The organism is Lysinibacillus sp. G4S2, from assembly GCF_030348505.1.
Lineage (GTDB): Bacteria > Bacillota > Bacilli > Bacillales_A > Planococcaceae > Lysinibacillus.
In genome coordinates this window covers 3,841,001-3,867,316 of record NZ_JAUCFJ010000002.1, presented here as the reverse complement: position 1 = coordinate 3,867,316, position 26,316 = coordinate 3,841,001, and the positions used below count along the sequence as shown (strand labels likewise).

General features: G+C 37.5%; 28 protein-coding genes, 2 pseudogenes and 1 other annotated feature. Of the genes and pseudogenes, 26 read left to right on the top strand and 4 right to left on the bottom strand.

Annotated features, from left to right (window positions below):
- The first annotated feature begins 50 nt into the window (after positions 1–50).
- Both QUF91_RS19735 and QUF91_RS19730 read left to right on the top strand, forming a co-directional pair.
- Positions 51–1,106 carry an Rpn family recombination-promoting nuclease/putative transposase gene (locus tag QUF91_RS19735; protein WP_289419116.1) on the top strand — a complete coding sequence of 352 codons (1,056 nt, stop codon included), beginning with the start codon at positions 51–53 and terminating at the stop codon, positions 1,104–1,106.
- 241 nt (positions 1,107–1,347) lie between these two features.
- Positions 1,348–1,926 (top strand): Rpn family recombination-promoting nuclease/putative transposase, encoded by a 579-nt coding sequence (locus QUF91_RS19730; protein ID WP_289419115.1) that lies wholly within the window; start codon positions 1,348–1,350, stop codon positions 1,924–1,926.
- A 707-nt stretch (positions 1,927–2,633) separates the two neighbouring features.
- Here QUF91_RS19730 and QUF91_RS19725 read toward each other — a convergent pair.
- Together QUF91_RS19725 and QUF91_RS19720 are read right to left on the bottom strand one after the other, a co-directional pair.
- Complete coding sequence (locus tag QUF91_RS19725; protein ID WP_289419114.1) at positions 2,634–3,536, bottom strand: RNA polymerase sigma-70 factor; 903 nt, start codon at positions 3,534–3,536, stop codon at positions 2,634–2,636.
- A gap of 36 nt (positions 3,537–3,572) precedes the next feature.
- On the bottom strand, positions 3,573–4,754 hold the full coding sequence (locus QUF91_RS19720; RefSeq protein WP_289419113.1) for an NAD(P)/FAD-dependent oxidoreductase: 1,182 nt from the start codon (positions 4,752–4,754) through the stop codon (positions 3,573–3,575).
- Positions 4,755–5,109: 355 nt separating this feature from the next.
- On the opposite strand from QUF91_RS19720, the gene QUF91_RS19715 reads away from it, so the two are divergent.
- The 4 genes from QUF91_RS19715 to QUF91_RS19700 all read left to right on the top strand — a co-directional run bounded on the left by QUF91_RS19715 (position 5,110) and on the right by QUF91_RS19700 (position 8,431).
- Positions 5,110–5,253, top strand: coding sequence for a hypothetical protein (locus tag QUF91_RS19715; protein WP_289419112.1), 144 nt, complete (start codon positions 5,110–5,112; stop codon positions 5,251–5,253).
- Positions 5,254–5,321: 68 nt separating this feature from the next.
- Positions 5,322–5,723: a hypothetical protein gene (locus QUF91_RS19710; RefSeq protein ID WP_289419111.1), complete on the top strand. Its 402-nt coding sequence runs from the start codon at positions 5,322–5,324 to the stop codon at positions 5,721–5,723.
- 165 nt (positions 5,724–5,888) lie between these two features.
- Positions 5,889–7,181: a bifunctional folylpolyglutamate synthase/dihydrofolate synthase gene (locus tag QUF91_RS19705; protein ID WP_289419110.1), complete on the top strand. Its 1,293-nt coding sequence runs from the start codon at positions 5,889–5,891 to the stop codon at positions 7,179–7,181.
- Positions 7,178–8,431: a bifunctional folylpolyglutamate synthase/dihydrofolate synthase gene (locus QUF91_RS19700; RefSeq protein WP_289419109.1), complete on the top strand. Its 1,254-nt coding sequence runs from the start codon at positions 7,178–7,180 to the stop codon at positions 8,429–8,431. Before QUF91_RS19705 ends, QUF91_RS19700 begins: the two co-directional genes overlap by 4 nt.
- A 486-nt stretch (positions 8,432–8,917) precedes the next feature.
- Here QUF91_RS19700 and QUF91_RS19695 read toward each other — a convergent pair whose 3' ends face one another.
- Positions 8,918–9,346 (bottom strand): SRPBCC family protein, encoded by a 429-nt coding sequence (locus QUF91_RS19695; protein ID WP_285398198.1) that lies wholly within the window; start codon positions 9,344–9,346, stop codon positions 8,918–8,920.
- 506 nt (positions 9,347–9,852) lie between these two features.
- Between QUF91_RS19695 and QUF91_RS19690 the strand changes: the two genes are divergently transcribed.
- The 19 genes and pseudogenes from QUF91_RS19690 (at position 9,853) to QUF91_RS19600 (ending at position 24,326) form a co-directional block, all read left to right on the top strand.
- Positions 9,853–10,512 (top strand): hypothetical protein, encoded by a 660-nt coding sequence (locus tag QUF91_RS19690; RefSeq protein WP_289419108.1) that lies wholly within the window; start codon positions 9,853–9,855, stop codon positions 10,510–10,512.
- A gap of 99 nt (positions 10,513–10,611) precedes the next feature.
- Positions 10,612–11,205 carry a Maf family protein gene (locus QUF91_RS19685; protein WP_289419107.1) on the top strand — a complete coding sequence of 198 codons (594 nt, stop codon included), beginning with the start codon at positions 10,612–10,614 and terminating at the stop codon, positions 11,203–11,205.
- A 34-nt stretch (positions 11,206–11,239) separates the two neighbouring features.
- Positions 11,240–11,761 (top strand): annotated as a pseudogene (gene radC / locus QUF91_RS19680) (RadC family protein); the annotation flags it as partial.
- 1,107 nt (positions 11,762–12,868) lie between these two features.
- Positions 12,869–13,015: pseudogene (locus QUF91_RS19675) on the top strand (JAB domain-containing protein); the annotation flags it as partial.
- Positions 13,016–13,667: 652 nt separating this feature from the next.
- Entirely contained in the window at positions 13,668–14,687 is a 1,020-nt protein-coding gene (locus QUF91_RS19670) for a rod shape-determining protein (protein WP_285398194.1), read from the top strand.
- A 12-nt stretch (positions 14,688–14,699) separates the two neighbouring features.
- Positions 14,700–15,614 (top strand): rod shape-determining protein MreC, encoded by a 915-nt coding sequence (gene mreC / locus QUF91_RS19665; RefSeq protein ID WP_285398193.1) that lies wholly within the window; start codon positions 14,700–14,702, stop codon positions 15,612–15,614.
- On the top strand, positions 15,614–16,138 hold the full coding sequence (gene mreD, locus QUF91_RS19660; protein WP_285398192.1) for a rod shape-determining protein MreD: 525 nt from the start codon (positions 15,614–15,616) through the stop codon (positions 16,136–16,138). Before mreC ends, mreD begins: the two co-directional genes overlap by 1 nt.
- Before the next feature lie 27 nt (positions 16,139–16,165).
- A complete protein-coding gene (gene minC, locus QUF91_RS19655) occupies positions 16,166–16,834 on the top strand; it encodes a septum site-determining protein MinC (RefSeq protein WP_285398191.1) in 669 nt (222 codons plus the stop codon).
- A 1-nt stretch (position 16,835) separates the two neighbouring features.
- The gene (minD, locus tag QUF91_RS19650; protein WP_285398190.1) at positions 16,836–17,633 is read left to right on the top strand and encodes a septum site-determining protein MinD; all 798 of its coding nucleotides are present in this window, start codon (positions 16,836–16,838) and stop codon (positions 17,631–17,633) included.
- A gap of 97 nt (positions 17,634–17,730) precedes the next feature.
- Positions 17,731–18,285 carry a M23 family metallopeptidase gene (locus QUF91_RS19645; RefSeq protein ID WP_285398189.1) on the top strand — a complete coding sequence of 185 codons (555 nt, stop codon included), beginning with the start codon at positions 17,731–17,733 and terminating at the stop codon, positions 18,283–18,285.
- Positions 18,275–18,886, top strand: coding sequence for a site-2 protease family protein (locus QUF91_RS19640; RefSeq protein ID WP_285398188.1), 612 nt, complete (start codon positions 18,275–18,277; stop codon positions 18,884–18,886). The genes QUF91_RS19645 and QUF91_RS19640 overlap by 11 nt, the downstream gene beginning before the upstream one ends.
- A 45-nt stretch (positions 18,887–18,931) precedes the next feature.
- Positions 18,932–19,007 (top strand) — a sequence feature (ribosomal protein L21 leader region).
- 14 nt (positions 19,008–19,021) lie between these two features.
- Positions 19,022–19,330: a 50S ribosomal protein L21 gene (gene rplU / locus QUF91_RS19635; RefSeq protein ID WP_036124117.1), complete on the top strand. Its 309-nt coding sequence runs from the start codon at positions 19,022–19,024 to the stop codon at positions 19,328–19,330.
- A 16-nt stretch (positions 19,331–19,346) separates the two neighbouring features.
- The gene (locus tag QUF91_RS19630) at positions 19,347–19,703 is read left to right on the top strand and encodes a ribosomal-processing cysteine protease Prp (RefSeq protein WP_285398187.1); all 357 of its coding nucleotides are present in this window, start codon (positions 19,347–19,349) and stop codon (positions 19,701–19,703) included.
- Positions 19,700–19,999 carry a 50S ribosomal protein L27 gene (gene rpmA / locus QUF91_RS19625; RefSeq protein ID WP_053484817.1) on the top strand — a complete coding sequence of 100 codons (300 nt, stop codon included), beginning with the start codon at positions 19,700–19,702 and terminating at the stop codon, positions 19,997–19,999. The genes QUF91_RS19630 and rpmA overlap by 4 nt, the downstream gene beginning before the upstream one ends.
- A 277-nt stretch (positions 20,000–20,276) precedes the next feature.
- Entirely contained in the window at positions 20,277–20,804 is a 528-nt protein-coding gene (locus QUF91_RS19620) for a Spo0B domain-containing protein (protein ID WP_289419106.1), read from the top strand.
- Between the two features lie 5 nt (positions 20,805–20,809).
- Complete coding sequence (obgE, locus tag QUF91_RS19615; protein WP_285398185.1) at positions 20,810–22,099, top strand: GTPase ObgE; 1,290 nt, start codon at positions 20,810–20,812, stop codon at positions 22,097–22,099.
- Positions 22,100–22,122: 23 nt separating this feature from the next.
- Positions 22,123–22,578 (top strand): ACT domain-containing protein, encoded by a 456-nt coding sequence (locus QUF91_RS19610; protein ID WP_053484814.1) that lies wholly within the window; start codon positions 22,123–22,125, stop codon positions 22,576–22,578.
- Between the two features lie 458 nt (positions 22,579–23,036).
- Positions 23,037–23,912: a prephenate dehydratase gene (gene pheA, locus QUF91_RS19605; protein WP_289419105.1), complete on the top strand. Its 876-nt coding sequence runs from the start codon at positions 23,037–23,039 to the stop codon at positions 23,910–23,912.
- 24 nt (positions 23,913–23,936) lie between these two features.
- Positions 23,937–24,326 carry a thiol-disulfide oxidoreductase DCC family protein gene (locus tag QUF91_RS19600; protein WP_285398183.1) on the top strand — a complete coding sequence of 130 codons (390 nt, stop codon included), beginning with the start codon at positions 23,937–23,939 and terminating at the stop codon, positions 24,324–24,326.
- Positions 24,327–24,531: 205 nt separating this feature from the next.
- Here QUF91_RS19600 and QUF91_RS19595 read toward each other — a convergent pair whose 3' ends face one another.
- A complete protein-coding gene (locus QUF91_RS19595) occupies positions 24,532–25,065 on the bottom strand; it encodes a transcription repressor NadR (protein ID WP_289419104.1) in 534 nt (177 codons plus the stop codon).
- A 141-nt stretch (positions 25,066–25,206) separates the two neighbouring features.
- Here QUF91_RS19595 and QUF91_RS19590 point away from each other — a divergent pair, with 141 nt between their 5' ends.
- Positions 25,207–26,310 carry a LysM peptidoglycan-binding domain-containing protein gene (locus QUF91_RS19590; protein WP_289419103.1) on the top strand — a complete coding sequence of 368 codons (1,104 nt, stop codon included), beginning with the start codon at positions 25,207–25,209 and terminating at the stop codon, positions 26,308–26,310.
- The last annotated feature ends 6 nt before the right edge of the window (positions 26,311–26,316 follow it).

The following is a 26,316-nucleotide window of genomic DNA, read 5'->3' as shown; positions in this document are numbered from 1 at the left end:
AATAGTAAGCCCATGCTATAATGATAGTAATAAAAAAGGGGTGATACCTGATGAATCGAAAAGCAATGCGAAGAATTCCATTAGAAAAGTTTTTTGATTTGAAGGTTGATTTTGCCTTCAAGCAAATGTTCGGAAATGAAAAGAATAAAAAAATTACAGTTGTTTTTTTGAATGCGGTACTTAAACTTACAGGACGAGACACTATTAAAGAAGTAACATTCCTTAAACATGAATTGGGCGGTGAATATCAGGACGATAAACAATCCCGACTAGATATTCTTGTGAAAACACAAAATGGTGACTTCATCAATGTGGAAATTCAACTGTCTAATCAGCATGATATGACAAAAAGAACATTATATTATTGGGCAAAAATGTATGAGTCGCAACTAGTTAGAGGGATGGGCTATAGTGAGTTACGCCCAACAATCACAATCAATATTTGCAATTTCACAATGTTTAAAGACAACAAAAATTATCACAATACTTTTCATCTATATGAAGACACAACATTATCAAGACTAATGCCAGAAGAAGATGTGATGGAAATTCACTTTATAGAGATAAACAAGTTTATTTCGCTTTGGTATGAAGGAAAGTTGAATGCTCTTGAGGACCTATTAATTCGATGGTTGTTATTACTTGGTATGGTCGATGGTCGTAATAAGAAAGTATATGCAGAGATATATCGTGAATTGGAGGAGTTAGCGATGAAGGATGAAAACTTACGTGCAGCATTTGATACATGGGAAGAAATCAGTCAATCCCCTGAAACAATTCTTGCTTATCAATCTCGCTTAAAGTATATCCTAGATGAAGAAGCCCGTTATATTGATGGAATAAACAAGGGAAGAGAGCAAGGGAAAGCAGAGGGAATGAAAGAAGGACTAGAGCAAGGACTAGAACAAGGATTAGAGCAAGGACTAGAACAAGGATTAGAGCAAGGACTAGAACAAGGACTAGAACAAGGGCGTAAACAAGAGCAAATAGAGTTAGTGAAAAAATTGCTGCAACGACATGAAACGGTTGAAGAAATAATGGATTTATTAGGCTTATCGAGAGAAGAAATTGAGAGAATAAAAAGTCTAAATTTACCTCTAGAATAAGCATTTAAAACCATTAAAAGAAAATTAGTAAGTATAAATATGGTGAAAGTAAATTTCTTATCTATCGTTTTTTTCATAAAATTGATGCTACCTGATGCTCGGACGTTAGGTAGTTTTTTATGTTAAGAAATGGACGAGATTAGATGTAGCCATCGCCAATACTATTTTTATGTATGATTATTATAAAAGGTTTACACCGCTTAAAACATATAGCATAGATGGAAAAGGTTTTTATTTTACGATGTTTAAAGATAAAAAAGCGTATCATAGTACTTATCATCTACATGAAGACACAACATTATCAAGACTAATGCCAGAAGAAGATGTGATGGAAATTCACTTTATAGAGATAAACAAGTTTATTTCGCTTTGGTATGAAGAAAAGTTGAATGCTCTCGATGATATATTAATTCGATGGTTGTTATTACTTGGTATGGTCGATGGTCGTAATAAGAAAGTATATGCAGAGATATATCGTGAATTGGAGGAGTTAGCGATGGAGGATGAAAACTTACGTGCAGCATTTGATACATGGGAAGAAATCAGTCAATCCCCTGAAACAATTCTTGCTTATCAATCTCGTTTAAAGTATATCCTAGATGAAGAAGCTCGCTACATTGATGGAATCAATAAGGGAAGAGAACAAGGAAAAACAGAGGGAATAAAAGAAGGACTAGAGCAAGGGCGTAAAAAAGAGCAAATAGAGTTAGTGAAAAAATTGCTGCAACGACATGAAACGGTTGAAGAAATAATGGATTTATTAGGCTTATCGAGAGAAGAAATTGAAAGAATAAAGGATCTAGATTTACCGCAAGATTAACACATATAAAGCATGACTGAATATTTTGTCTATTCACTTTTCGTAATAAAACTTTCATGAGTTTCCGAACTCCCAACCCAACGATGAAAAGTTTTTTTTCACAGAAAAAAGCTACCTGGTGCTTGATTTTATTAAAAGTCAAGTTTTTACGCTGAAACTATTTAAAATAGTGCATTCTTATTTAATGTCACACATTATATGTATAAAAATTAAAAGGATAGAAGAGCTTAAATAAATTCGCTCTATCTATCCTCTTTTTTACCACAAGGCTTACCTATCTGTATGAAGAGGTTGTACTCACAATGGGTGGGTAATTATAGTTAAATAAAAATTGTGGGAGGTAAATGAATAAAGAAATTGAAGAAATAATTATTAAAACATTTTTCGTTAAAAGAATTCAGGAAAGAGAGTACTATTAGAACCTTCTTCACCACAAAAACGCAATGATGTCTTTGGAAGAAGAAATAATTTCATTCGTACAGAATTAATGTTTGAGATACCTAAACCGAATTCAGACCTTGAAGAAACAAGGTGCTGGAAATATGTGCTATGTAATGACATCGTTAAACGTACATACCCCCTTTGACTGATCCATCCAAAGGGGTATGGTAATATTTTCTTGTATAATGAAGATTCTCATGTATACCACTCGTTTCATTTTAGAGTCCAATAAGTATGACAAAAGAACGATTTGAGTACCATGTTCTTTACAATCCTTTTCTAGTTTGTGTATGAATAAAACTCAATTTATCAGGATTTAGAATAGAAAATATGGATTTTATTTTATTTCCTTCAAATTCAAAACTCATGACAGCAATAACTTTTTCCTCATTCATGATTACAATACCAGTACTGCCATTGACCTCTACCTGCATAATGGAGTACTCTTCTCGAATCGTAAGAAATTTAGTTGCTAAAGCAATAAGAAGTTGTTTTACTCGTGTAGCACCGTAAATAGGTCTTACTGCAGCAGTTACTTTACCGCCTCCATCTGCATAATAAACTACGTCTCCCTGAAGAACTTCCATCATCTGCGTTATGTTTCCTTGCTGAATAGCACGAATAAAACTAGTAATCACATGTTCACGATCTGTTTTCACTGGTTCAACTGCCATTTGTTTCTCGAGCTCAGGAAGCATCTTTTTTAGCCTACTTAGAATTTTTCGACAATTGTCTTCCTTCTTTTGTACAATTTCAGCAATTGTTTCATAATCATATTCCAAGACTTCACGAAGGATAAAGATCGCTCTTTCAATTGGATTTAGCTGTTCAAATAATACGAGCAAAGCATAAGAAACATCACTTTTTACCATCATTTCCTGTAATGGGTCCTTTTCTATAAAAGCTATCGGCTCTGGAAGCCACGTTCCAACATAGAGTTCTCTTTTATTTCTAGATGATTTCAACAAATCTAAACATCGGTTAGTCACCATTTTACATAGAAACGCTTTGATATTTCGATTGTGCTTTACCTCATATCCATTTAGTTTGATAAACACATCTTGAATCACATCTTCTGCATCAGCAACACTGCCTGTCATTTTATAAGCAAGCGAAAATAAAAGTGACTTGTATTCGGCGTAAAGCCGGCTTAGTTCAATTTGTTCCACAGTTAAGACCCTCACTTTCCTTTGCACACTACATATTTACACAAGTAAACTCGCTTGATCCCATGTTTTTTCTCGAATACGTGCGCCCATCTTCCCTGATATGGTAAAATCTAATCCCCACTTCTGAGCCCAAACAAAGCCATTATCAGGACCGAGACTAATACAATACAATTTTATCGGAAATGCTTTGTGCGTTATAGTATGGGAATTGCCATAGACCTCATTTTTTAATATTTTGCTTAACCTTGCTGCCTGAGGAATCGCTTCCTTACAAGTCATGCCGTCCACTTGATTTGTCTTTCTATCTATAATTCTTGCACAATCCCCGATTGCAAATATATCGGGATAGCCTTGTATACTATAAGTATCGGTCACTAGTATTTGATGCTCTTTAGTCAAAGGAAATTGGAGTGTTTGAATGAATGGATTTACTTTAACACCTGGCGTCCAAATACACTCTCCTGCTTTATAAGTAGTGCCATCAGCGCACAGGATTTGGCCATCTTCAAACTGCTTCACTTTCATTTTAGCACGAATAGTAATCCCTAGTCTATTCAATTCTTTTACTAGTTTTTCACTTACCTTTACTGGAACCCCTCGCAATAAATGCTCCTTTGAATCAAACAAGATGACCTCTACCTCATTAGAATGGAGCCCTGATTCTTGCACTTCTTTTTTAAACCAAGCAGTTAGTTCTGCAGCTGTTTCAATACCCGTAATGCCTCCACCGACAATAGCAACGCACAATAAACCTTTTCTCACTTCTTTATTTTCTTCAGCTTTAGCTTGTAGAATGAGTGATTGTAATTTTTGTCTGATATCTAGAGCAGCCTTTATACTGCTTAATGTGATCCCGCCTAGTTTACTAGAGACCTCCTGAACAACACTACCAAGTGCTACCACAAGATAGTCATATTGTAGGGTGTTGTTTTGTTCATTCTCCATTTTAAGCATAATTGTTTTCTTGGAGTGATGAAATGAAGTAACTTCACCCTTTAAATATTCCACACCATTTGTACAATACCTTGTTAAAGGAACTTTTAAATTGGCGTCCTCAATAATCATTTTAAACAATAACACTTTTCGAAAATGAAACGAGTTTTTATCTACTAACGTTATTTTTACATCTTTTCCAATTGAATGACCAAACTCTTTTATTAATCCATTTACCAAATTGATTCCTGCGAATCCTCCACCCAATACGACAATATGTTTCATCTTTTATTCCTCCTTTACATTAAAACGAAATAGCCACATCATTTGTGACATTTTTAGAGAGGTTTTATTTTATTTGTTGGGGTATTCACACAATTTCATGCATAAAAAAGCACAGTATCACCGTTTAATAAATATTGTCGAGAAACAAGTAATAGAAAGGTGAACTGTACACATGAATTTTTACATGTATATACCAGGATTTAAAAATGTAGAGGATATGAAAATAGAAGAAATAGGGGATTGAATCGCAATATACATAAAATTGGCTCACCACCAAAAGTTGTGGATGACATTTGTTAAAACGTATCCATTTATATAAGTTGATCTTCGTTCCGGCTGGACGCCCCAGAAAGCTTTGCTCTGTGCGAAAGCGAAGCGTCATCAACAATTGTTTTCTGTAGCGAAAGCAAAGCGGCAGCTACAATTGTTTTATCTGTGCGAAAGCGAAGCGTCAGCAACAATGCGCCCAGTCGGAACGGAAATCAATCACACGTTTTGATGATGAGCTATATATTTGGGTTATTTGGATGTTTTAAGTAGATATAATGTGTTAAATGGGGGTTTGAAATGATAGGGAATATCACAACAATTATTATGAAAATAAACAAAGCCTGTGATGATATAGATTTTGTTAGCGCAAGAGTATTAATTGAAACCAATCTAATGAAATTATCAGAAGCAAAACATTATCGTTTATTAAATGCAAATGGTCGGGTACTCATAAAGCATGTATTAGTAGATAGAAAGGATCCTGTAGAATCTAAAAATAAATTAACACGGACAGATTTATTAACGATTAATAAAATTAATGAATATTCCTCGAATTTTGATATTGCCATGCTAAAAAGAACTTTAAAAAACTCCTTCGAATTAATGCAAAGATCCGACGTTCTTCTGCTTTTAAATAATGATGCAAAAATTATTCTAGATAATATGGGAGCACTATCAGGTGCACAACAACTCCAATAGTATGAATTTAAAACACGCGGTTTCTCACTTAATAAAGTGCTTTTCTGTGTGTTTTTTTAGCTTTCATTCCAAGTGTATTTAAACATGAGTTTTTTTAGAAATATATGTGTATTGGGCGCTACTTGTACTAAAATAGAGATATTGTAGTAAGAGGGAGTGTTTCTTTTGTTTAAATCGATGAAAGAATGTACAGATTTTATTTTTACGTTAAAGGCAGTTGATCATAAACGCGCACCACTTGTATTGATGCGAGAGGTACTAGCACTTCTAGATAACCCACAGGACAAGCTACGCGCTATTCATTTAGCAGGCTCAAATGGAAAGGGTTCAACAGTGAATGCGCTAAGGGAGATGCTACAACATGGTGGCTACAAAGTAGGTGCCTTTACTTCACCTCATTTAGAGCGTGTCAATGAACGAATGACTATTAATGGAACTCAAATTTCTGATGCGCAATTTTTATATTATATGAACAAAGTTGTTAATATTATTGAGACACATTATGAAGGTGAATTTCCAAGCTTTTTTGAAGTCGTAACACTTATTATGTTCCAATACTTGTCGGATGAGGAAGTGGATATTGCACTGATTGAAACCGGACTAGGTGGACGTTTAGACGCTACGAATGTCATTACGCCACTTATTTCAATTATTACAACGATTTCACTAGAGCATACTGCATTTTTAGGAAATACATTTGCAAAGGTAGCGCTTGAAAAGGCAGGAATTATTAAAGAAGGTGTACCGGTTGTAGTGGGTGTTAAAAGTGAAGAGGCACTTACTGTTATTCAGAAGGTAGCGAATGAACGTCATGCGCCATGCTTTGTTTTAGGACAGGATTTTACGGTTGGAAATATAGTGCAAGGTGCTAATATACAGCACTTTAATTACCAAAAATCAAATGTGGAAATGGTTGATGTCCCATTAAAAATGGCTGGGCCACATCAGATAAATAATGCAAGTCTAGCGATTACGGCTGTTCTAACGTTAAGAGAAAATGGAGCAATTGACATTCCAGATGAGTCAATCCGTCAAGCGTTGGCGAATGCTCAGTGGGCAGGCCGTTTTGAGCAATTACCTCGCAATATAGTATTAGACGGAGCACATAATTCTGAAGGAACAGCTGCACTCATTCAAACACTTAAAACGGTATATCCACACCAAAACTATCGAATTATATATGCGGCATTATCAGATAAAGATCATGCGAAAAGTATTGCTTTAATGGATAGTATTGCAACAGCAATAACATTTACACAAATTGAACTGCCGAATGCTATGCCTGCTGAAAAATTAGCTGCATTATCTACAAATACGAACAAAACGTATAGTACGGATTGGCGTGAAATGCTTCAAGCAATGCTACATCAAAGAAATGATGAGGATATTATAGTTATTACAGGTTCGTTGTATTTTATAGCTGAAATACGACAATGGCTACAGGGGGAACAACGATGATTCCAAAATTGAATAGCTATAAGGAAAAATGGAATGTTCAGAGCGATGATGTTATTAAACCTGGCCTAATTGCGATTGAAGAGGCATTGACACGAGTAGGTAATCCAGAGAATAAATTGCAAGTTGTGCATTTAGCAGGGACTAATGGTAAAGGCTCAACTCTTACATTTCTAGAATCAATTGCCAAAGGACATGGCTTACGTGTTGGTAAATTTATGTCTCCTTGTATTTTAGATGTACATGACCAAATTCAAGTAGAAGGCCAAGCAATGACAGAAGCGGAAATGAATCAAGTATTCCAACAAATGCATGCTGCCGAACTTAGTGGAAAACTAACAGATTTTGAACTTTTAACGGTTGCAGCTTTTTTACATTTTGTTGCGAGTAATGTAGATATTGCCCTTATTGAAGCAGGTATGGGGGGCTTACTGGATAGTACGAATGTGGTTACACCAATTGTATCAATCATACCAAGTATCGCATTAGAGCATACGAATTTTTTAGGAGATACGATTGAAAGTATTGCCCACCATAAAGCAGGAATTATTAAGCAGGATCGATCAGTTATTATCGGCGAGCTACCTTTAGAAGCAAAGAATATAGTCTATCAGGAAGCCTCAAAAAAACATGCATCCGTTCTTGAGCTAAATCACCAATTTTATGTGAAGCAAGAGAATGAGGGAGAGAGCTATGAGCATAAAGACAAGAGGCTCTGTATTACAAAGCTTACACGCACAATGAAGGGAGCGCATCAGGCGAATAATATGGCACTTGCTATAACAGCCTTTTTGGAAGTAGCGACCACATTAGAGTTACAAGTAAGTAAAGAAGCTATTCAAAAAGCTGTAAAAAACGCAACTATCTTAGGACGCTTTGAAGAAATTTTGCCTTATATTTTTTTAGACGGTGCGCATAATCCAGCGAGTGCTGAGAAATTAATAGAAACGATAAAGCATGAGTTCCCGGAAGAGCAGATTACTTTTGTCATCGGCATTCTTGCTGATAAGGCTGTAAAAGAGATTTTGCATCAATTTGAGCAAGTAAGTGATTATTTTTACTTTGTTGATTTCAATAATCCTCGTGCGATGGCTGCTCAAAAAATGTTTGAGCTGTCCAACGCCTCTCATAAAGCAGTTTTAGAAGATTATGTGCAATTTTTAAAACGACAGTCAGAAAGTAAGTCGAGAACTATTGTATCGGGTTCGCTGTATTTATTAACGGAAGTACGTAGTAGATTGAAAAATATTTAACATATAGTCACGATATATTTACAGTAAAGATCAGGTACTCATCATAAAAATGAGTACCTGATTTTTTTATATTTAGTGTGAAAATTCCAAAACATTGGATCATCATCAAAAGTTGTGGATGACATTTTTAAAAATATATGCCCTATATATTGTTGACCTTCGTTCCGGCTGGGCGACTCCTTGGGGATCACAGATGAGACCCTGGAGCGAGCAACTAGGGGAACGAAGGCTAAAAGCATTACGTCCTGTGATAACGCCTTCGTGACCAACATCCTTTTGGCCCAAGCGGCTCATCGGACGCCCCCAGTCGGAACGGAAATCAACCACACGTTATGGTGATGAGCCAAAACATTTCTATTATGTGCTGTATCCTTAGTATTTGCACGATAAGCCTGTTTAGAAGATTCCCTTCCCAAGCAAAAACTCTTTAATTAGAGGTTATTTTTTTATGAGATTTTTTCCAATTGGTTACTCTTGGGTTTACATCTATATAAAATAAATTTGCGCTATTCTCTCTTTGATTTCCTCGAGCACTTTTTCCCAATATATTTTCATTTCCTCCCTTACATTCTGATCAGAAAGTTTTTCTTGATGAAAACTAATAGTTGTTTTATTATTTGCACTCGATATAATACGAACTTGAACTGTTGATGCCATTTCCCACCCCACTTTTTGCCAAGTTAAGCGAAGTTGCTGTAAAGGCTTAACAACGCGGATTTCTCCGGACCCTGATTTCGTAATATAAATCTGCCCCTGTTCAAGGATAATACCCGTACTTTCTCCTAACCATAAGTTTAACCCATCTTGTGAAGTAATAAGATTCCAGGCTTTTTCTTGGGAAATAGGGAATGTCCTTCTAACACCTACTTGAAATCCAGCTGTCTTTGTTTGACCAATAATTTTTTGATTATCCATCTTTTCACCTCGATATTTCAAGATTATTTGTCGGTAAATATTATTTCTATTTCCTCTCTATTAACTCCTTTTCTTATTCAATAATTTTGTTCTTTGATAGAGAGCGAAAGAATACATTTAAGAGTCCACCTTTTATTTTTATAGTTTATGGTAAACCTTTCGATACAATTAAACCTCGAAAAAACTATTAAATCAAAATATAGTAAATTAGCATTTACACATACTTTTATACATATACTTATATGAAAATGTAGCAATCTCAACTTTTTACATCTTTCAGCGGGGTGTCCAAACATCTGCTGAAATAGAGGAATTCTGTCTAAGAACGCAACGTCCTGTGGCAACGACTGAGTGACCAACATCTTGTTGTTGCTGACGCTTCGCTTTCGCACAAATAAACATCTGCAGGCCTAAGCACAAAGCAGATTCCGGACGCAATTATACCGAGGGATACCGAGGCATAATTGATATTTACTTTGAACGTTGAAGAAAGAGGTGATGGACGAATGAAAATTGTCAGTCAGGTAATGAAAAAACAAATATTTCGTGCGATGTTTATTGGAGGAGTAGTCGGACTTTTTGGTGTAGCCATTTTTTTAGGTGTTCTTCAAGCGAGCACTCAATTTTCTTTAAAAAATGATAGTAACGAAGTAGCTAGTAATAGTAATAGTAATAGTAATAGTAATAATAAAGACGCAGAAACAATTCCAACAGCAGGGGGAGCAACGAACGGATCCATGTTTTTTGCAAGTCAAGCAGGGGTTTATTCAAATTATGAAAGTGCAAGCTCGTTTGTATCTGAACACCCTTCATTAAAAGAAAGTGCCATTGTTGAGATAGATGGAAAATTTTATGTTTGGACAAGTATGGTGACAGATGAAAGTCAACTTGTTTTTTTAAAAGATCCTGCAACATTTAAAAAAGCATTTAGTGTAAGCAGTGACAGCTGTAAGGAGGCGACGATTGCAGAGCTTCCATCTGTGCTCGCTGACAAAAAAGCAACAAAATTAAATTTTAAGGATAATTTGAAGGATTCTACGCTACCTGCTGATTGGCAAGCTATTGGTACGGCAGCCTCTTCAATTTCAAACGATATCAACGTTATTCGCTTACATGTTTTTGCTCATTACAAATCAAAAAATGCTTGTCTTCAAGTGAAATTTTAAACATCAAAGATAGTGAAATATGCATTATCTTGATTTTTTGAAAATTTTCAAATCCCAAATTCTCCGTTATGATAGCTAATAAGGAGGATTGGTCAGACAATGTTTAAGACAAATCAAAAGCTAGTGCTTGCTTCTGCGTCACCACGACGAAAGGAATTGCTTGCTATGCTATCACTTCCATTTGACATAATATCTAGTGAAGTAGAAGAGACAAGTGTCCAGGCAACTACAATGCAAGATTATGTTAAAGGTGTAGCACTATTAAAAACACGTGATGTGGCAAAAAAAGCTCTAAATGCGACGATTATTGGAGCCGATACTATTGTTGTTTATGATGATAAGCTACTCCATAAACCCAAAAATCGTGAGGAGGCAATTTCTCACTTAATACGTTTATCAGGCAAGCATCATGCGGTCATGACAGCTGTTGCCATTATTGAACCTGACGGTAATGAAACGACATTTGTCGAAGAGACAAATGTTGTCTTTCATCATTTATCGCAGGATCTTATCGAAGCATATGTAGATTCGGGAGACCCATTTGATAAAGCAGGTGGTTATGGCATTCAAACTGCTGGAACCCTTTTAGTGAAGCGAATTGAAGGAGATTATAACAATGTTGTCGGCTTACCACTTGCAGCGTTGTTTACGCAATTGGTAGCACTCAATATTATCCAATTTGCGAAGGAGTGAGGCTTTTTTGACAAATGATGTTTTACCAAGAATGATGATACGAGACGTTAATATACAGGATCGACCTCGTGAAAGACTACTGCGCCAAGGAGCTATGAGTTTATCGAATCAGGAGCTGCTGGCCATTTTACTAAGGACAGGCACTAAGGAAGAGTCTGTTCTTGTACTTGCAAATCGCATACTAAGTGTTTTTGAGCGTTTACATCATTTGAAACATGCAACTATTGAAGAAATGGTTGCTATTAAAGGGATTGGTGAGGTTAAAGCCATTCAAATATTAGCTGCAATTGAACTCGGTAGACGCCTTGCTCAGAAACAAAGCGATGAAAAATATACGATACGTTCACCGCAAGATGCCGCTGCCTATTTAATGCCTGATATGACCTCACTGAGTCAGGAACATTTTGTAGTTCTTTTTTTAAATATAAAGAATCAAATTATTCATAGAAAGACGATTTTTATAGGCAGTCTAAATGCTTCAATAGTCCATCCTAGGGAGATTTATCGCGAGGCTGTAAAGAGGTCTGCGGCTTCTATAATTTGTGCGCATAATCATCGTGCGACACGTTCGTAACTAAAAAGGTTGCGCACGCTGTCTTATAGTCAAATGGCTAGAAGAGAGTCGTGAACTCTTCACTTGATAGGTGGAATGAGAGGGTAACGCCTTGAAACGCCTACTCTAATACTCCGACATGCGGTATTTGAGTGTGTAGAAGAATGCCGTGTGAAGCTCGGTGAAGTCGGCTGAATGTTGCCGTAGTGCTTATATGAGTAACCGAAAGCTAACTAGAGGTAGTTGGTGCAACTGATAGGCCGGGAGTCGTAAAAAGCTTAATATGGTGAGAATGTGGTAAAACACTGACGAACTAGCGAAGGAAATGTCTGTGAGTGGCGAACACTTAGAAATGAGTGGGCTTGATAAAAGAGTCAAGCGCGTTCCGTGGGCGAGTACTTATGATGGTTTTGAAAGCTTCATGCATCGTTACAGGCGGTGGAGAGGACGTCAGGCAAGAGCTAGCACCTACGTTAAGTATTGATAGAGTGAAGGGAACGTGGAAAGCTACTGACACAAGAAGGGACACACCTGATGACGTGGTGGGGAGGAAAGGATTCGTCTATAACTTTTCTTTATGGTAGTGAGAGTAGAGGCAGGAGCGTTGAAGTTTCTGTAACGGAGATGGAGCAATAGCCTCAAGTCGATTGTTCATATTATTTCAACTCAAAAATTCAAGGATTCTCGTATGACGAAAAAGGTCATGAGCCGTGAATAGAGCGTGATAGACCTTGAACCAAAATTTTAACGAATTGTCTTTGATAACTTGATATATGAGATTGCAGGAAGAAAATAGAGTGCGAAAACCAAGTCATTCGGTTCCTGCGTAAAATATCCACCGTACCAAAAGAGCGTCCAAGCGTTGGACATCTAAGGTTAGAACACCCCGAAGTAACGCTCAGGGAGACGAGAGGTTGCTTTCGTCGTGGAACTGAGAAGCTCCCACTTCAAGCTAAGTGGTGAGTAGTTCACAAGGGATTGTTTGACTCAATTGAGGAAAATGAAATAAATGAACGGTCGATGGAACGCCGTGTGCGATGAAAGTTGCATGCACGGTGTGGAGCAGGGGAAAAGGTGAAGATGATTTCAAAGCCTTACCTATTGCTATCTAGCGGCGTGCCGACACCCAGTGATGAAGATATTGAAGTGACGAAAAGAATTTTAGAGGCTGGATATATTATTGGCATTGATTTGATCGATCATCTTATCATCGGCGATCATCAATTTATTAGTTTGAAAGAAAAAGGTTATTTCTAACTCTGCAGGCTTTTTGCAGAGTTTTTTTAGGTCCTAGTCAATCTATCAATAAAAATAGCTAGGTCTACGAAAGGTAGGGGCAGTCGCAGGAATTTTCAAAAGCACGGATAGAACATCAAAAAGAGAAGGTGTGGAATGTTTTGGAAACTATTCGCGTTGTTCTCATCTTACATTTGGTGTTGCTTCAAATCTCTTCGCTATTTAAAAATAAATATTTTTGTATTTTTTTGCGAAAAACTAAAATGAAAGCGAACCTTTTTTTTAATAAAACGTTATTGTACTCGTAGAAATGTCTATTATATTCACAAAAATTGGTAGCCTATTACACGTTGTCTTACAAGAATAAAAATTATATGCTAATCTATACGTACTATTTTTAGTTTAGGAGGGAATTAAAATAGTATCTTTTCTGCGAGAAGAGGCATGTGGCACTATAAATTCTTGCGTTTATCCGTTATAATGAACGGTATGATTTTATCTTTATTCAGAAGAAGCCTCTCACTTCAACAGGTGTGAGATGAATGAGTGTGTAGTTTTTTCAGTGGGTGTTTAACATCGATTGAATGAAGATAAAGCTTCTGGGTGTAATTACACACCGGAGTGTAGTTGATGTCAACGAAAGTATGGCTTAAATAGAAAGGGAGTACACAAATTGTTTGGATTAGGAAGTAAAGATGTCGGGATTGACCTCGGCACAGCGAATACATTAGTGTTTATTAAAGGGAAGGGAATCGTTTTACGCGAACCTTCAGTCGTAGCAAAAAATACAAAAACTGGAGATATAGTTGCAGTTGGTAATGATGCAAAAAATATGATTGGTCGTACACCTGGTTCAATCGTAGCAATCCGTCCTATGAAAGATGGCGTTATTGCTGACTTTGATATTACTACAGCAATGATAGGTTATTATTTAAAAGAAGCTTGTAAAAATTCTGGTGGAAATTGGAAAAAACCAAATGTTATGATTTGTGTGCCTTACGGTATTACATCAGTTGAACAACGTGCGGTTATTGATGCTGCTCGTCAAGCAGGTGCTAAAGAAGCATTTACAATTGAAGAGCCATTTGCAGCAGCAATCGGTTCAAACTTACCAGTATGGGATCCAACAGGGTCAATGGTCGTTGATATCGGTGGTGGTACAACAGAGGTAGCTGTTATTTCATTAGGTGGTATTGTAACAAGTGAATCCGTGCGTGTTGGCGGGGATGCAATGGACCAATCCATCATTTCGTATATTCGTAAAACGTATAACTTAACAATAGGTGAACGTACTGCAGAAGCAGTTAAAATGGAAATTGGTACAGCATTGGCTGAGGGTCCAGAAAATAGAATGGAAATTAGAGGACGCGATCTTTTAACAGGTTTACCTAAAACGATCGAAATTTCTTCACAAGAAATCTCTGAATCTTTACGTGAAGCGGTAGCATCTATTATTGATGGTGTTCGTAAAACGCTTGAACAAACACCTCCTGAATTATCTGCAGACGTAATGGAACGCGGAATTGTTTTAACAGGTGGTGGTGCGCTATTAACAAATCTAGACAAAGTTATTAGCCAAGAAACAAATATGCCAGTATTTATCGCAGAAGATCCACTGGACTGTGTTGCTATTGGTACAGGTAAGGCTCTAGAACATATTGATTTAATTCGTGCACAACAAGTAAAAGGGTAGGAGGTTTAGGCAATGCCACACTTTTTTTTCAATAAGAAATTAATTTTGCTGCTTGTGGGCATGGTTTTTCTTGTGGCATTGATTAGCTTCTCATTACGTGATCGGACGAATGCAACTTTACCAGAGCAAATTATTAAAGATACTGTCGGCGTCGCACAATCTATTGTTGCGAAGCCGGCGAATTATATTGCGGGTGTTTTTAATAATATTGATTCCCTCTTAAACACGTACGAAGAAAATAAACGTTTAAAAGCACGCTTGGAAGAATTTGCAGCTGTACAAGCTGAGGCAACGGAATTGAAATCAGATAATAATAAGCTTCGTGAGCTTCTCGACAAATCGGAGAGCTTAAAAGAATTTAATCCAATTAATGCCACAGTTATTGCTAGAAATCCTGACCAGTGGGAAGAAAAAATTATTTTAGATAAAGGATCTTCACACGGTGTAGAAAAAAATATGGCAGTTATGACAGCGAAAGGGTTAGTCGGTAAAATTACAGTAGTGACACCTTTCACCTCTGAGGTAGAGCTTTTAAATACAAGTAATCCAAACTATCGTGTTTCTGCGATGGTGTTAGGAGATAAAGAAGCATACGGTTTAATCGAGGGCTATGATAAAGATCGTAATGAACTTATTATGAAGCGAATCGATTCAAGTTTAACAGTTAAAAAGGGCCAGCAAGTAGTTTCATCAGGACTTGGCGGTATTTTCCCAAAAAATGTGCCAATCGGAGAAATTACAGAAGTAAGTACAGATGATTATGGTTTAACAAAGATGGCTTATGTAAAACCATCTGCTGATTTTTCAATATTAGATCATGTTATTATTGCTAAACGAACATCTACAGTAATAGATGGATCTGATGGTAATGCAACGAACAAAGATTTAACGAATCCGCAAGGGGCGAGTGAAGAGGAGGAAAAATAATGGTTCGATTTCTCATTCCCTCTGTAGCGGTTTTACTATTTTTACTAGAACCGCAGTTTGCTATGCTTTCACCCATTGAAGTGAAAGGGCATATCTATTATTTAGTACCAAGATTTTTAATCTTATATTTAATATTTATTTCCATCTATTACAGCCGTCAGCGAGCGGTAATGTATGGACTTTTTTTTGGTGTCTTGTATGATGTGTTTTACATTGATATTATTGGATTATATTCAGTACTGTTTCCGCTTATTTGTTTTATAGCAGGGTCTATCGTGAAAATTATTCATCAGCACTTAGTTGTGACAACAACAATTTCAGTTGTTTTAGTAGCAATTTTAGAATTTATACTCTATCAATTCTTCTATCTTATCGACTTTACAACGATTCCATTATCGGAATTCTTACGTTCACGACTGCTGCCAACGATCATTGCTAATGCATTGTTTTTAGTGATTCTTGGTTGGGCCTTCAAATATCTAATTAATGCGCGTGTCTTACAGAGAGCACGTGAAGTTTCTTAACAAAGAACAACGTGGGGTGAGGCATTCATGAAAAAACAGTTAGTTAATATGAAGGGAACAAAGGATGGATTTGTTCTTCATTTAGACGATCAATGTGCGTATGTCGATTTAGTAGAAGAACTTAAAAAGAAAGTTTCAGAAAGCGGTATCGATAGCAAAGTAGATGTACAATTATATTTAGGCTATCGATACTGTTCTGATAAACAAATTAAAGAGCTTATTAAGATTGTTCAAGAAACAGAGCAATTAATCGTCTCGAAAGTGCAAAGTGAAGTACTGACTGTCCATGAAAGCGACCAGAAAAGGATTGAAAGTCAACAAGATACATATTTAGGGGTGGTCAGATCAGGTCAAATTCTGCGTTCGCCAGGAGATATTATTATCGTCGGGAATGTCAATCCGAATGGACGTGTAGAAGCCGGTGGCAATGTGTATGTCCTAGGTAAACTCAAAGGAATTGCACATGCTGGTGTTCATGGTAATAAAGATGCAATTATTGCAGCATCTCGCCTTGAAGCCACGCATATCATGATTGCTGACCAGGTTCAGGCTATGTCAGACGAACATGTAAAAGCAATGAATCAGGAAGAGATGACTTGTGCATTTATTGGCTATGATGGACGCATTACGTACGATCAAATTCACGCGTTAAAAAATATTCGACCATTGTTAAATGTGTCTAAGGGAGGAAGCTAGTGTGGGAGAAGCGATCGTCATAACTTCAGGTAAAGGCGGTGTCGGAAAAACAACGACAGCGGCTAACCTTGGGACTGCATTGGCTCTACAAGGTAAAAAAATATGTTTAGTAGATACAGATATTGGTCTACGTAATTTAGACGTAATTTTAGGCCTTGAGAATCGCATTATTTACGATTTAGTAGATGTTGTTGAAGGGCGCTGTAAGATTCATCAAGCGTTAATAAAAGATAAACGTGTAGATGAGAAACTATTTTTATTACCTGCCGCTCAAACGACAGATAAAAATGCTGTAAATCCTGAGCAGATGAAGAGCCTAGTAGAGGAACTGAAAAGAGACTATGATTATGTTTTAATAGACTGTCCAGCGGGCATTGAACAAGGCTATCGAAATGCTGTTGCTGGAGCAGATCATGCAATTGTAGTAACAACGCCAGAAATCTCTGCTGTGCGTGATGCAGATCGAATTATTGGCTTGCTCGAACAGGAAGAAATTACTGCACCTAAGCTAATTATTAACCGCATTCGTCAACATATGATGAAGAGCGGCGATACTTTAGATGTGAATGAAATTACAACACATTTGTCTATCGATCTATTAGGGATAATCGTAGATAGTGAAGGAGTTATTTCATCTTCCAATAAAGGTGAACCAGTAGTAATGGATCCAACTAACAAAGCATCTCTAGGCTATCGTAATATTGCCCGTCGAATACTTGGGGAATCTGTGCCACTTATGGCAATTGAAGATGAACATAGAGGTGTATTTTCAAAACTTAAAGCGTTATTTTCAAGATGATTATAAGCCAGCCTTTTCGTGCATTTGTACGAGAAGGTTTTTTTCTTGTGCATGAATGGACATGCAGCCTCATATAGTGTGAAAAAAGGATGAGGGCTTGTTTAAGAAATGGAAATGGTTGGTCACAATATTACTTGTGGCTGCAATTATGCTCGTAATTCGTTTAGAGGATCAAGGTGTATTGGAAACACCTGTGCGAAAACTTGTTACAACATCAGCAGATTTAACTTATTTAAGCGAGCTCGGACAAAGTTGGCTAAATAAAGACGATGCAACAATAGTGGTATCGAGTGATGTTGGGCAAACTGAACTATTAACATTTGCTAATGCGCAAGTTTTTCAGGAAGGCTTTTTATTGCAGTATGATGCGGGTCTTCCAGTGTATGCTGGACAAAATGGTCTTGTCGTTTTCACTGGTCATACAAAATATACTGGTAAAACAATGACGATTAGCTATGATGATGGCACAACAGTTTCTTATGGTATGTTGGATAGTTTAGCACAACTGCCATATACAACGGTGCAGGCAAATGATTTAATCGGCATGAAAGAGACGGGACAACTCTATATCTCGATTGAAAAAGATAAGTCATATTATAGTTTAGAACAAATTGTACAGTGGCTTGAAGCAGCGGCGTCCAATGAAAATTAAACTGCATCTTCTATGTATCCCTTTCGTATTTTTAATGATTTTTAGTGGCCAAATTGCTTATTACTCCATTATTTTATTTTCGTTATTATGGCATGAAGCAGGTCATCTATTAGCTGCAATGCTTTGTGGTGTTAAGGTAAAATCATGCGTTATTACACCTTACGGAGGGGAAATAGAGTTTGAAAATCCAACGGTTGTGTCAGCAACGTCACTCCTATGGATTGCCCTTGGAGGACCAATCGCTACAATATTAGGGATTGGCCTCGCTTTTTTTATGCCAGAACTACTTGCTTCTAAGCTCATCCATGTACAACTTGTGCTATTAGCCATCAATGTATTACCAATTATTCCGTTAGATGGTGGCAGAATATTTTTAGCGTCTTTATATTTATTCTATCCAAGGGTTCGTATATTTGAATATTACTACTGGATTTCATTTTTAATTGCGTCTATACTACTCATGATAACTTTAAATTACCTCCCACAAGCTATTTTTTTAGCAATTTTATGTTTATTTATTTGGCTTCAAGCGTTGAAAGAATGGAATTATCGAAAATATCGTTTAGCATTTGAGAAATATGTAATGAATAGATTGACTTAAAATAAATCGTGTGGTAATATCTTAATGTTATTGTTTGTAGCACCTGTGCTACTACAACCGCACTGGAAAGGTTTAAGTATCATATGATCACCTTTATAAACAGGCGAGTCTGAGTCTATGAGGAGGTGCAGTAAAATGTACGCAATTATTGAAACTGGTGGTAAACAAATCAAAGTAGAAGCTGGTCAAGAAATCTATGTTGAAAAATTAGGTGTAGAAGCTGACGAGGTTGTAACTTTCGATAAAGTTTTATTCGTAGGTGGCGAAAACGTTAAAGTTGGAGCTCCATTCGTAGAAGGCGCTACTGTAACAGCTAAAGTTGTGAAAGAAGGCCGTGCGAAAAAAATCGTTGTTTTCAAATTGAAAGCTAAAAAGAACTACCGTCGTAAACAAGGTCACCGTCAACCTTACACAAAATTAGTTGTTGAAGCTATCAACGCTTAATTGTGAGGTGTAGCGAATGATACAAGTTACGATTCATCACAATGAAAATAGACATGTGTCCGCATTTGAATTTTCAGGACATGCTGAATACGATGAATCTGGTAAGGATTTAGTATGCGCAGGAGCATCTACAATTGCCATAGGTACTGTGAATGCTATTTATGCACTACTACAATTACAGCCAGAAGTCGAACAAGCTGCTGAAGGTGGAGGCTATCTTAAGGTAGATTTACCATCAGATATAGAGCCTGAAATTGATGCAAAACTACAGTTAATTGTCCAAGTAATGACTGCCCAAGTGTATTCAATGGTACAAAATTACGGACAATACATCCAAATCAACTACAACCAAGTAGGAGGTGGAACACGATGAAATTATTATTAGCATTAGACCTTCAACTTTTCGCATCTAAAAAAGGGGTAGGTTCTACTAAAAACGGACGTGACTCTGAGTCTAAACGTCTTGGTGCTAAACGTGCTGATGGCCAATTCGTAACTGGTGGTTCAATTCTTTACCGTCAACGCGGTACAAAAATTTACCCAGGTACAAACGTAGGTCGTGGTGGTGACGATACACTATTTGCTAAAGTTGACGGCGTTGTTAAATTCGAACGCTTAGGTCGCGATCGCAAACAAGTATCTGTATACCCAGCATCACAAGAAGCTTAATCTTCAAAAAAGATAACATAAAGCGTAGGACTGCATTTATTGCAGTCCTTTTTTTGGCTAAATTTCAACTTCTTTTTTCAGAAGTCTACCATCTCTATAGGTGGTGAGATAAATGCGGATTTAAGCTACTTCTCAGCGGATGTCCAAACACCCGCTGAAAGAAGATAAAGTCTCCGGCGTACGCAATTATGACGAGGTATAATTGATTGAAGAATTAAGGGAAAAATACAGCAAAACTTGTTATACTAGTAAGGATAACTTTATTGGAGTGAATGGGATGAACAATCAATCACTAACCATTAGTGAAGTATTACGTTTTGCAAATCATGATTATGTGAATCAGCTTCAGCTTATTCGCATGAATTTAGATTTAGGTAGAATTGATGAATCAAAAAAACTTATTCAAAATTATTCGGAACAGTTACAAGCGCTTTCTATCCTTAATCGTCTACAATTACCGCGAACAATCGAGTGGCTGCAAACAGCAGGCTGGCGCTATCCTTCATTACCAATGAAGCTTAGCGGTGAGATAAAAAAGCCCGTCACAAATAATATTGATACGGAAATTGTAGATTACTTAAACAAAACAGTTATGCATGTTTATGATACATTAGATCCATTTACAGAGCAGAGCTTAGCGCTCGATGTACGTGTTGACGATCATACATTTGCCGTGACATTCACGCTAAATGGGCTATGGAGTGCTGATGCATTCACCGAAAAAGGTTTGAAACAATTAGACATTCAAACAAATGAACAGACGAATACGTGCTGGCAATATGTCTTGAATGCAAATAGGGAGTGAACTAAATGTTTGTCGATCACGTTAAGATTTATGTAAAAGGTGGCGACGGTGGTGACGGAATGGTTGCCTTCCGCCGAGAAAAATATGTACCGAATGGTGGTCCAGCTGGTGGCGACGGTGGACATGGTGGTAACGTAGTATTTGAAGTTGAAGAGGGTTTACGAACATTAATGGATTTCCGCTATAAACGCCACTTCAAGGCTGACCGTGGTGAGCATGGTATGAGTAAAGGAATGCATGGTAGACGTGCAGACGATTTGATCGTTAAAGTTCCACCAGGCACAGTCGTATTGAACGAAGAAACAGGTGTTGTTATTGCCGATTTAGTCGAGCATGGTCAACAAGCGATTATCGCAAAAGCTGGCCGTGGTGGCCGAGGGAATTCTCGCTTTGCAACACCAGCTAATCCTGCTCCAGAACTTTCTGAAAAAGGTGAGCCAGGACAAGAATTAAATGTTATATTAGAGTTAAAAGTTTTAGCAGATGTGGGGCTAGTAGGTTTCCCAAGTGTTGGTAAATCAACGCTTTTATCTGTTGTTTCTGCTGCAAAGCCAAAAATTGGTGCATATCATTTTACAACGATTGTACCGAATTTAGGGATGATTGAAACAGATGATCATCGAAGCTTTGCGATGGCAGATTTACCTGGTCTTATTGAAGGAGCACATGAAGGGGTAGGCTTAGGTCATCAATTTTTACGACATATTGAACGTACACGCGTTATTGTTCATGTTATTGATATGTCAGGAATGGAAGGTCGCGATCCGTACGAGGATTATTTAACGATTAATGAAGAGCTAAAGCAATATAATCTTCGTTTAACAGAGCGTCCACAAATTATTGTTGCCAATAAAATGGATATGCCAGAAGCAGAAGAAAACTTAGAGGAATTCCGCAAAAAAGTGGGAGAAGATATTCAAATTTTCCCGATTTCAGCAATTTCACGTCAAGGTTTAAAAGAGTTACTATTTGCCATTGCTGATTTACTTGAAGTAACGCCTGAATTCCCTCTATATGATGATGTAGAGGAGCAATCAGAAGCAACGGTAATGTATAAACATGAAGGAAAAGGTGAAGATTTCGAAATTACTCGTGATGATGATGGTGCATTTATCATTAGTGGATACGCAATTGAACGCCTATTTAAAATGACTGACTTTAGCCGTGAAGATGGTATTCGCCGTTTTGCTCGTCAATTGCGTGCAATGGGCGTAGATGAAGCACTACGCGAACGTGGAGCACAAGATGGCGATACAGTTCGTCTGCAAGAGTTTGAATTTGAATTTGTCGATTAAGACAAGGTTTTAGGGGGAAGCGTATGAAGAATGTTGCGAATCAGCGATATTATTTAGTTCGTGAAGATGTTTTAACGGATGCTATGCAAAAAACTTTGGAGGCGAAACACCTACTTTCAAGTGGTTCGGTATCTTCCATATGGGATGCGGTAAAGCAGGTGGATTTATCGCGTAGTGCGTTTTACAAATATCGTGATGCTGTATTTCCTTTTCACTCAATTGTGCAGGAACGCATTTTAACAGTCTTTTTACAGCTTCAGGACCGTAAAGGAACACTTGCAAAGCTTTTAGAAACAGTGACAATTACGCATTGCAATGTACTGACTATCCATCAAACAATACCGATTCAAGGACGTGCCAATGTTACATTGTCATTAGATGTAACTAGTATGACATGTGAACTTGATGATTTAATACAGCAACTCAAACGTTTAGATTTTGTAGAATCAGCGGAAGTAATTAGTTCTGGTGCATTGTAATGACTAAAAGCAAGCTTGAATTTTTGACAGAATGTAAATAAGCTTAAAAGGAGCAGTCCCATGTGAAGTAATTATCGCTTTATGGGACAGCTCCTTATTCTATAAGAAAAACTATTGCAAAAAAGTTCTATGAGGCAATTGCCTGAATGTTTAGGAAGGCTTCACATTATACCTCAGCTCATCATTTGATCTTTTGGGGATTAAAAATTCTAAATTTTTGCATTTTAGTCGTTCATCACCAAAGATTGTGGATAACATTTAGTGAAACGTATATGTTGAAGTGAAGACTTGGCGCCTCCTTGGGGATTGGCGTCACCGATGAGACTCTGGAGCGAAGTGGCTCATCGGCCGCCCCAAAGGAAAGCGGCTAGTCGGAACGGAAATCAACCCTACGTTTTGGTGATGTACAATTTAAAATCAAACTATAAACTACAATAGTAGTGGAGGAGGTAAATGTAATGACAGAGCAACAATGGGAAAAACGAATTGGATATTTAGGACCGGAAGCATCATTTACATACTTAGCAACGAAGGCAACCTTTCCAACTGAGTGGCTTGTCCCTTGTGCTACAATTCCAGAATGTATCGAGGCAGTAGCGAAGGGGAAGGTAGATTTAGCAGTTGTACCGTTGGAAAATGCTTTAGAAGGCTCCGTATCACTAACGCTTGATTATTTATTCCATGAGGCAACACTCTATGTTACTGGAGAACTTCAATTGAAGATACAGCAGCATTTAATGGTCAATAAAGAGCAGAAGGACAATTGGGAATCGATTAAAGGAGTTTATTCACATCCACATGCGCTAGCACAGTGTCATAAATATTTATTTTATCGATTCAGCCATGTTCCGTTACATCAAACAACATCAACAGCAGCAGCGGCAAAATATGTATCCGAAAATCCGAGCGAATGCATGGCGGCGGTTGGCAATGCAGCGGCAGCAGAAAAATATGGCTTAGAAATTGTTCAATCTAATATTCATGATTTCCATTTTAACCATACACGATTTTTCGTATTATCTAAGCAAAATATACGATTACCACAAAATTTATCGAATGGACAGGCAAAAACAACGTTCATGATTACATTGCCGACAGACCGTTCAGGGGCATTACACCAAGTACTATCAGTATTTGCATGGCGTCAGCTAAATTTAAGTAAAATCGAATCAAGACCATTAAAAACGGGCTTAGGTGATTATTTCTTTATGATTGATGTATTGGCAGATGAAAAGGAGCCTATGATGCGTGGGGCTATGGAAGAACTAGCTGCACTTGGTTGCAAGGTGAAGTCACTTGGTACATACTTTACTTATCTAACTTCAGACGAGTAATTAAAGTGGCTAGGAGGAATCATTGTGGGTGGTATTATTTTGTTTGACGGAGTATGCAATTTTTGTGACAGTAGTGTGCAATTTATTATCAAACATGATGAGGCAGCATATTTTCAATTTGCATCTATCCAGAGCGATGCTGGGCAGGCGTTACTTGTTCAATACGAAGTACCAAAAAATATAGATAGTGTCATATTAATTGAGCATGGAAAGGCATATTTTGAATCCACAGCAGCACTTAAAATCTGTCGGAGATTAGATAGTTTTTGGCCAGCTTGTTTTGTTTTCATCCTTATCCCTTCATTTATGCGAAATAGGATGTACCGAATATTTGCAAAAAATCGGTATCGTTTTTTCGGTCGAAAAGAAAAATGCTTATTGCCAACACCTTCACAGCGAAAAAGGTTTCTCTAAATTTGAAGAGGTTGGGACATAAGTATATTTTCAATGCAAAATTACAATATTTCACATCAGAAAAGCGCAAGAAATCAACGTTTCTAAAATTGATTTCTCGCGCTTTTTAAGGTTTTGACCAGTTATGTCCCAGCCTCTCTTTTTTAGCATAAATAGAAAGCTGCTAGTTATTGTGAAAGCTAGCAGCTAAGTTAAGATTATTAATTTATTGATCCGCTACTAAATAGCCTTTTTTTTGTAAAGTGAGCTCAATTAAATCTAAAATTTCAACTGAAGGCGCAGAAATTACATGAAGATGTGTACCCCCCGTTAGTTCAGATAAGTAACTTGCCTGTGTATCGGTAACACGTTGAATAAATTTTTTTACTTCATGACGGTTAGAGACCATAATAGATGCAGTAATTTCGCCATAAATAGGATGTTCTACAATAACATTTTTTACTGTACCACCGCAATCAACTATTGTAATAAGCTCATCTTCTGCATCCTCTGAGGTATGGAAGCAAGGGATTGTACGTTCAACAGTTTGATGTAATTGTTCCTGATGCATATAAATATATCCTTGGCTAGTTGCAATAATAGGTTCATTTCTAGCCTTTAATAATGTCATATCATTAACAATGACTTGTCTAGAAACATTTGCGAATTTAGCTAAGTCCGTCCCTGTTATAGGTGCTGTGCTTTTTTTTAGCTGTGCTAGAAGTTGCAGTCGGCGTTCTTCGCCTAACATTTTTTTCATAAGAGATCACCTCTGCCTGTAATAAAGGAAGCCGTTTTCCTTAGAACTAGTGTACCATGAAGCATTTCCAACATGCGTGAATTTTTTGTATCCAAATGAAACATTGAACATATGATACGTAGAGAGGAAGGGAGGAAAAAATTGCGTATTCATATTGTTCAAAAGGGAGATACGTTGTGGAAGATTGCGAAAGAGTATGGTGTTTCGTTTGAAGATTTAAAACGGCTCAATGCTCATCTTGCTAATCCAGATTATATTGTACCGGGCATGGAAATTATCCTACCTGAAAAAATACACAAAGAACCTCATAGAGAACAGCATCGAGAAACAGATTGGGGAATGCATAGAGAAGGACATAGGGAATCACATAAAGAAGGGTACAAGGAACATATGCACAAAGAACATATGCACAAGGAGTCACCTATAAAACATGTTAAAGAAAAAGAGGTACAGAGACCGATGCCACCACCGATTATTGTACCACCACCACCGATGCCAGAACCACAGATGATTCCTATTCCTTATCCAATGCCAATGCCGATGCCACAGCAAGCGCCTGTTGAGCTTAACTGGAGTCAACAAGTTGTCATGCCACAAGTAGAGCAAAATCAAACTGTATCACCAATTCAAATTCAACCACCACCACAGCCTGTAGCACAACCGGAACTACCGCCACCACCAGCCCCAATGCCACAACCGATTTTTATCATGCCACAAATGCCGCAAATGCCGACAGTACCACATTGTGCAAGTTGCCATCAGCCAGTACACCATCATATGTATTGGCATATGCCAATGCATATGCCGATGCCAATGCCAATGCCGATGGAAATGCCAATGCAAATGCCAATGCCAATGGAACCGCAAGTAGAAGCTTATATGATGCCAGAGCAACCAACATCATGTGAAATGCCAGGCAGTAAAGTTGCTGGGATGGAAAATTTCTTAGAATCTAGTTCATCACCATTCTTCCCTATGAAGCCTGAATTTGAGCAAATGCCGGAGATGGGAGTGGGGCATTCCTGTGGTTGTAATTCACAACCAATGATGATGCCAAATTGGAAAATGGACTCATGTAATTGTCAACCGCCATGTCCACCACCATGCCCACCACCATGTCCAATGCCATGTCCAATGCCATGTCAATCATCATGTCCACCACCGTGCCCAATGCCGTATTCGTCAACAGGTCCATGGATGTCACCGCACTTTTTCCCAGGCGGGATGACGCCTTATCGATGGTGAAAAAGC

What these genes read in the sequence shown, in the direction of transcription:
- QUF91_RS19735 (WP_289419116.1), top strand. Translation starts at nt 51, where the DNA reads ATGAATCGAAAAGCAATGCGAAGAATTCCATTAGAAAAGTTTTTTGAT.
- QUF91_RS19730 (WP_289419115.1), top strand. Translation starts at nt 1,348, where the DNA reads ATGTTTAAAGATAAAAAAGCGTATCATAGTACTTATCATCTACATGAA.
- QUF91_RS19720 (WP_289419113.1), bottom strand. Translation starts at nt 4,754, where the DNA reads ATGAAACATATTGTCGTATTGGGTGGAGGATTCGCAGGAATCAATTTG.
- QUF91_RS19710 (WP_289419111.1), top strand. Translation starts at nt 5,322, where the DNA reads ATGATAGGGAATATCACAACAATTATTATGAAAATAAACAAAGCCTGT.
- QUF91_RS19700 (WP_289419109.1), top strand. Translation starts at nt 7,178, where the DNA reads ATGATTCCAAAATTGAATAGCTATAAGGAAAAATGGAATGTTCAGAGC.
- QUF91_RS19695 (WP_285398198.1), bottom strand. Translation starts at nt 9,346, where the DNA reads ATGGATAATCAAAAAATTATTGGTCAAACAAAGACAGCTGGATTTCAA.
- QUF91_RS19690 (WP_289419108.1), top strand. Translation starts at nt 9,853, where the DNA reads ATGAAAATTGTCAGTCAGGTAATGAAAAAACAAATATTTCGTGCGATG.
- QUF91_RS19685 (WP_289419107.1), top strand. Translation starts at nt 10,612, where the DNA reads ATGTTTAAGACAAATCAAAAGCTAGTGCTTGCTTCTGCGTCACCACGA.
- mreC (WP_285398193.1), top strand. Translation starts at nt 14,700, where the DNA reads ATGCCACACTTTTTTTTCAATAAGAAATTAATTTTGCTGCTTGTGGGC.
- mreD (WP_285398192.1), top strand. Translation starts at nt 15,614, where the DNA reads ATGGTTCGATTTCTCATTCCCTCTGTAGCGGTTTTACTATTTTTACTA.
- minC (WP_285398191.1), top strand. Translation starts at nt 16,166, where the DNA reads ATGAAAAAACAGTTAGTTAATATGAAGGGAACAAAGGATGGATTTGTT.
- QUF91_RS19640 (WP_285398188.1), top strand. Translation starts at nt 18,275, where the DNA reads ATGAAAATTAAACTGCATCTTCTATGTATCCCTTTCGTATTTTTAATG.
- rplU (WP_036124117.1), top strand. Translation starts at nt 19,022, where the DNA reads ATGTACGCAATTATTGAAACTGGTGGTAAACAAATCAAAGTAGAAGCT.
- QUF91_RS19630 (WP_285398187.1), top strand. Translation starts at nt 19,347, where the DNA reads ATGATACAAGTTACGATTCATCACAATGAAAATAGACATGTGTCCGCA.
- rpmA (WP_053484817.1), top strand. Translation starts at nt 19,700, where the DNA reads ATGAAATTATTATTAGCATTAGACCTTCAACTTTTCGCATCTAAAAAA.
- QUF91_RS19620 (WP_289419106.1), top strand. Translation starts at nt 20,277, where the DNA reads ATGAACAATCAATCACTAACCATTAGTGAAGTATTACGTTTTGCAAAT.
- obgE (WP_285398185.1), top strand. Translation starts at nt 20,810, where the DNA reads ATGTTTGTCGATCACGTTAAGATTTATGTAAAAGGTGGCGACGGTGGT.
- QUF91_RS19610 (WP_053484814.1), top strand. Translation starts at nt 22,123, where the DNA reads ATGAAGAATGTTGCGAATCAGCGATATTATTTAGTTCGTGAAGATGTT.
- pheA (WP_289419105.1), top strand. Translation starts at nt 23,037, where the DNA reads ATGACAGAGCAACAATGGGAAAAACGAATTGGATATTTAGGACCGGAA.
- QUF91_RS19595 (WP_289419104.1), bottom strand. Translation starts at nt 25,065, where the DNA reads ATGAAAAAAATGTTAGGCGAAGAACGCCGACTGCAACTTCTAGCACAG.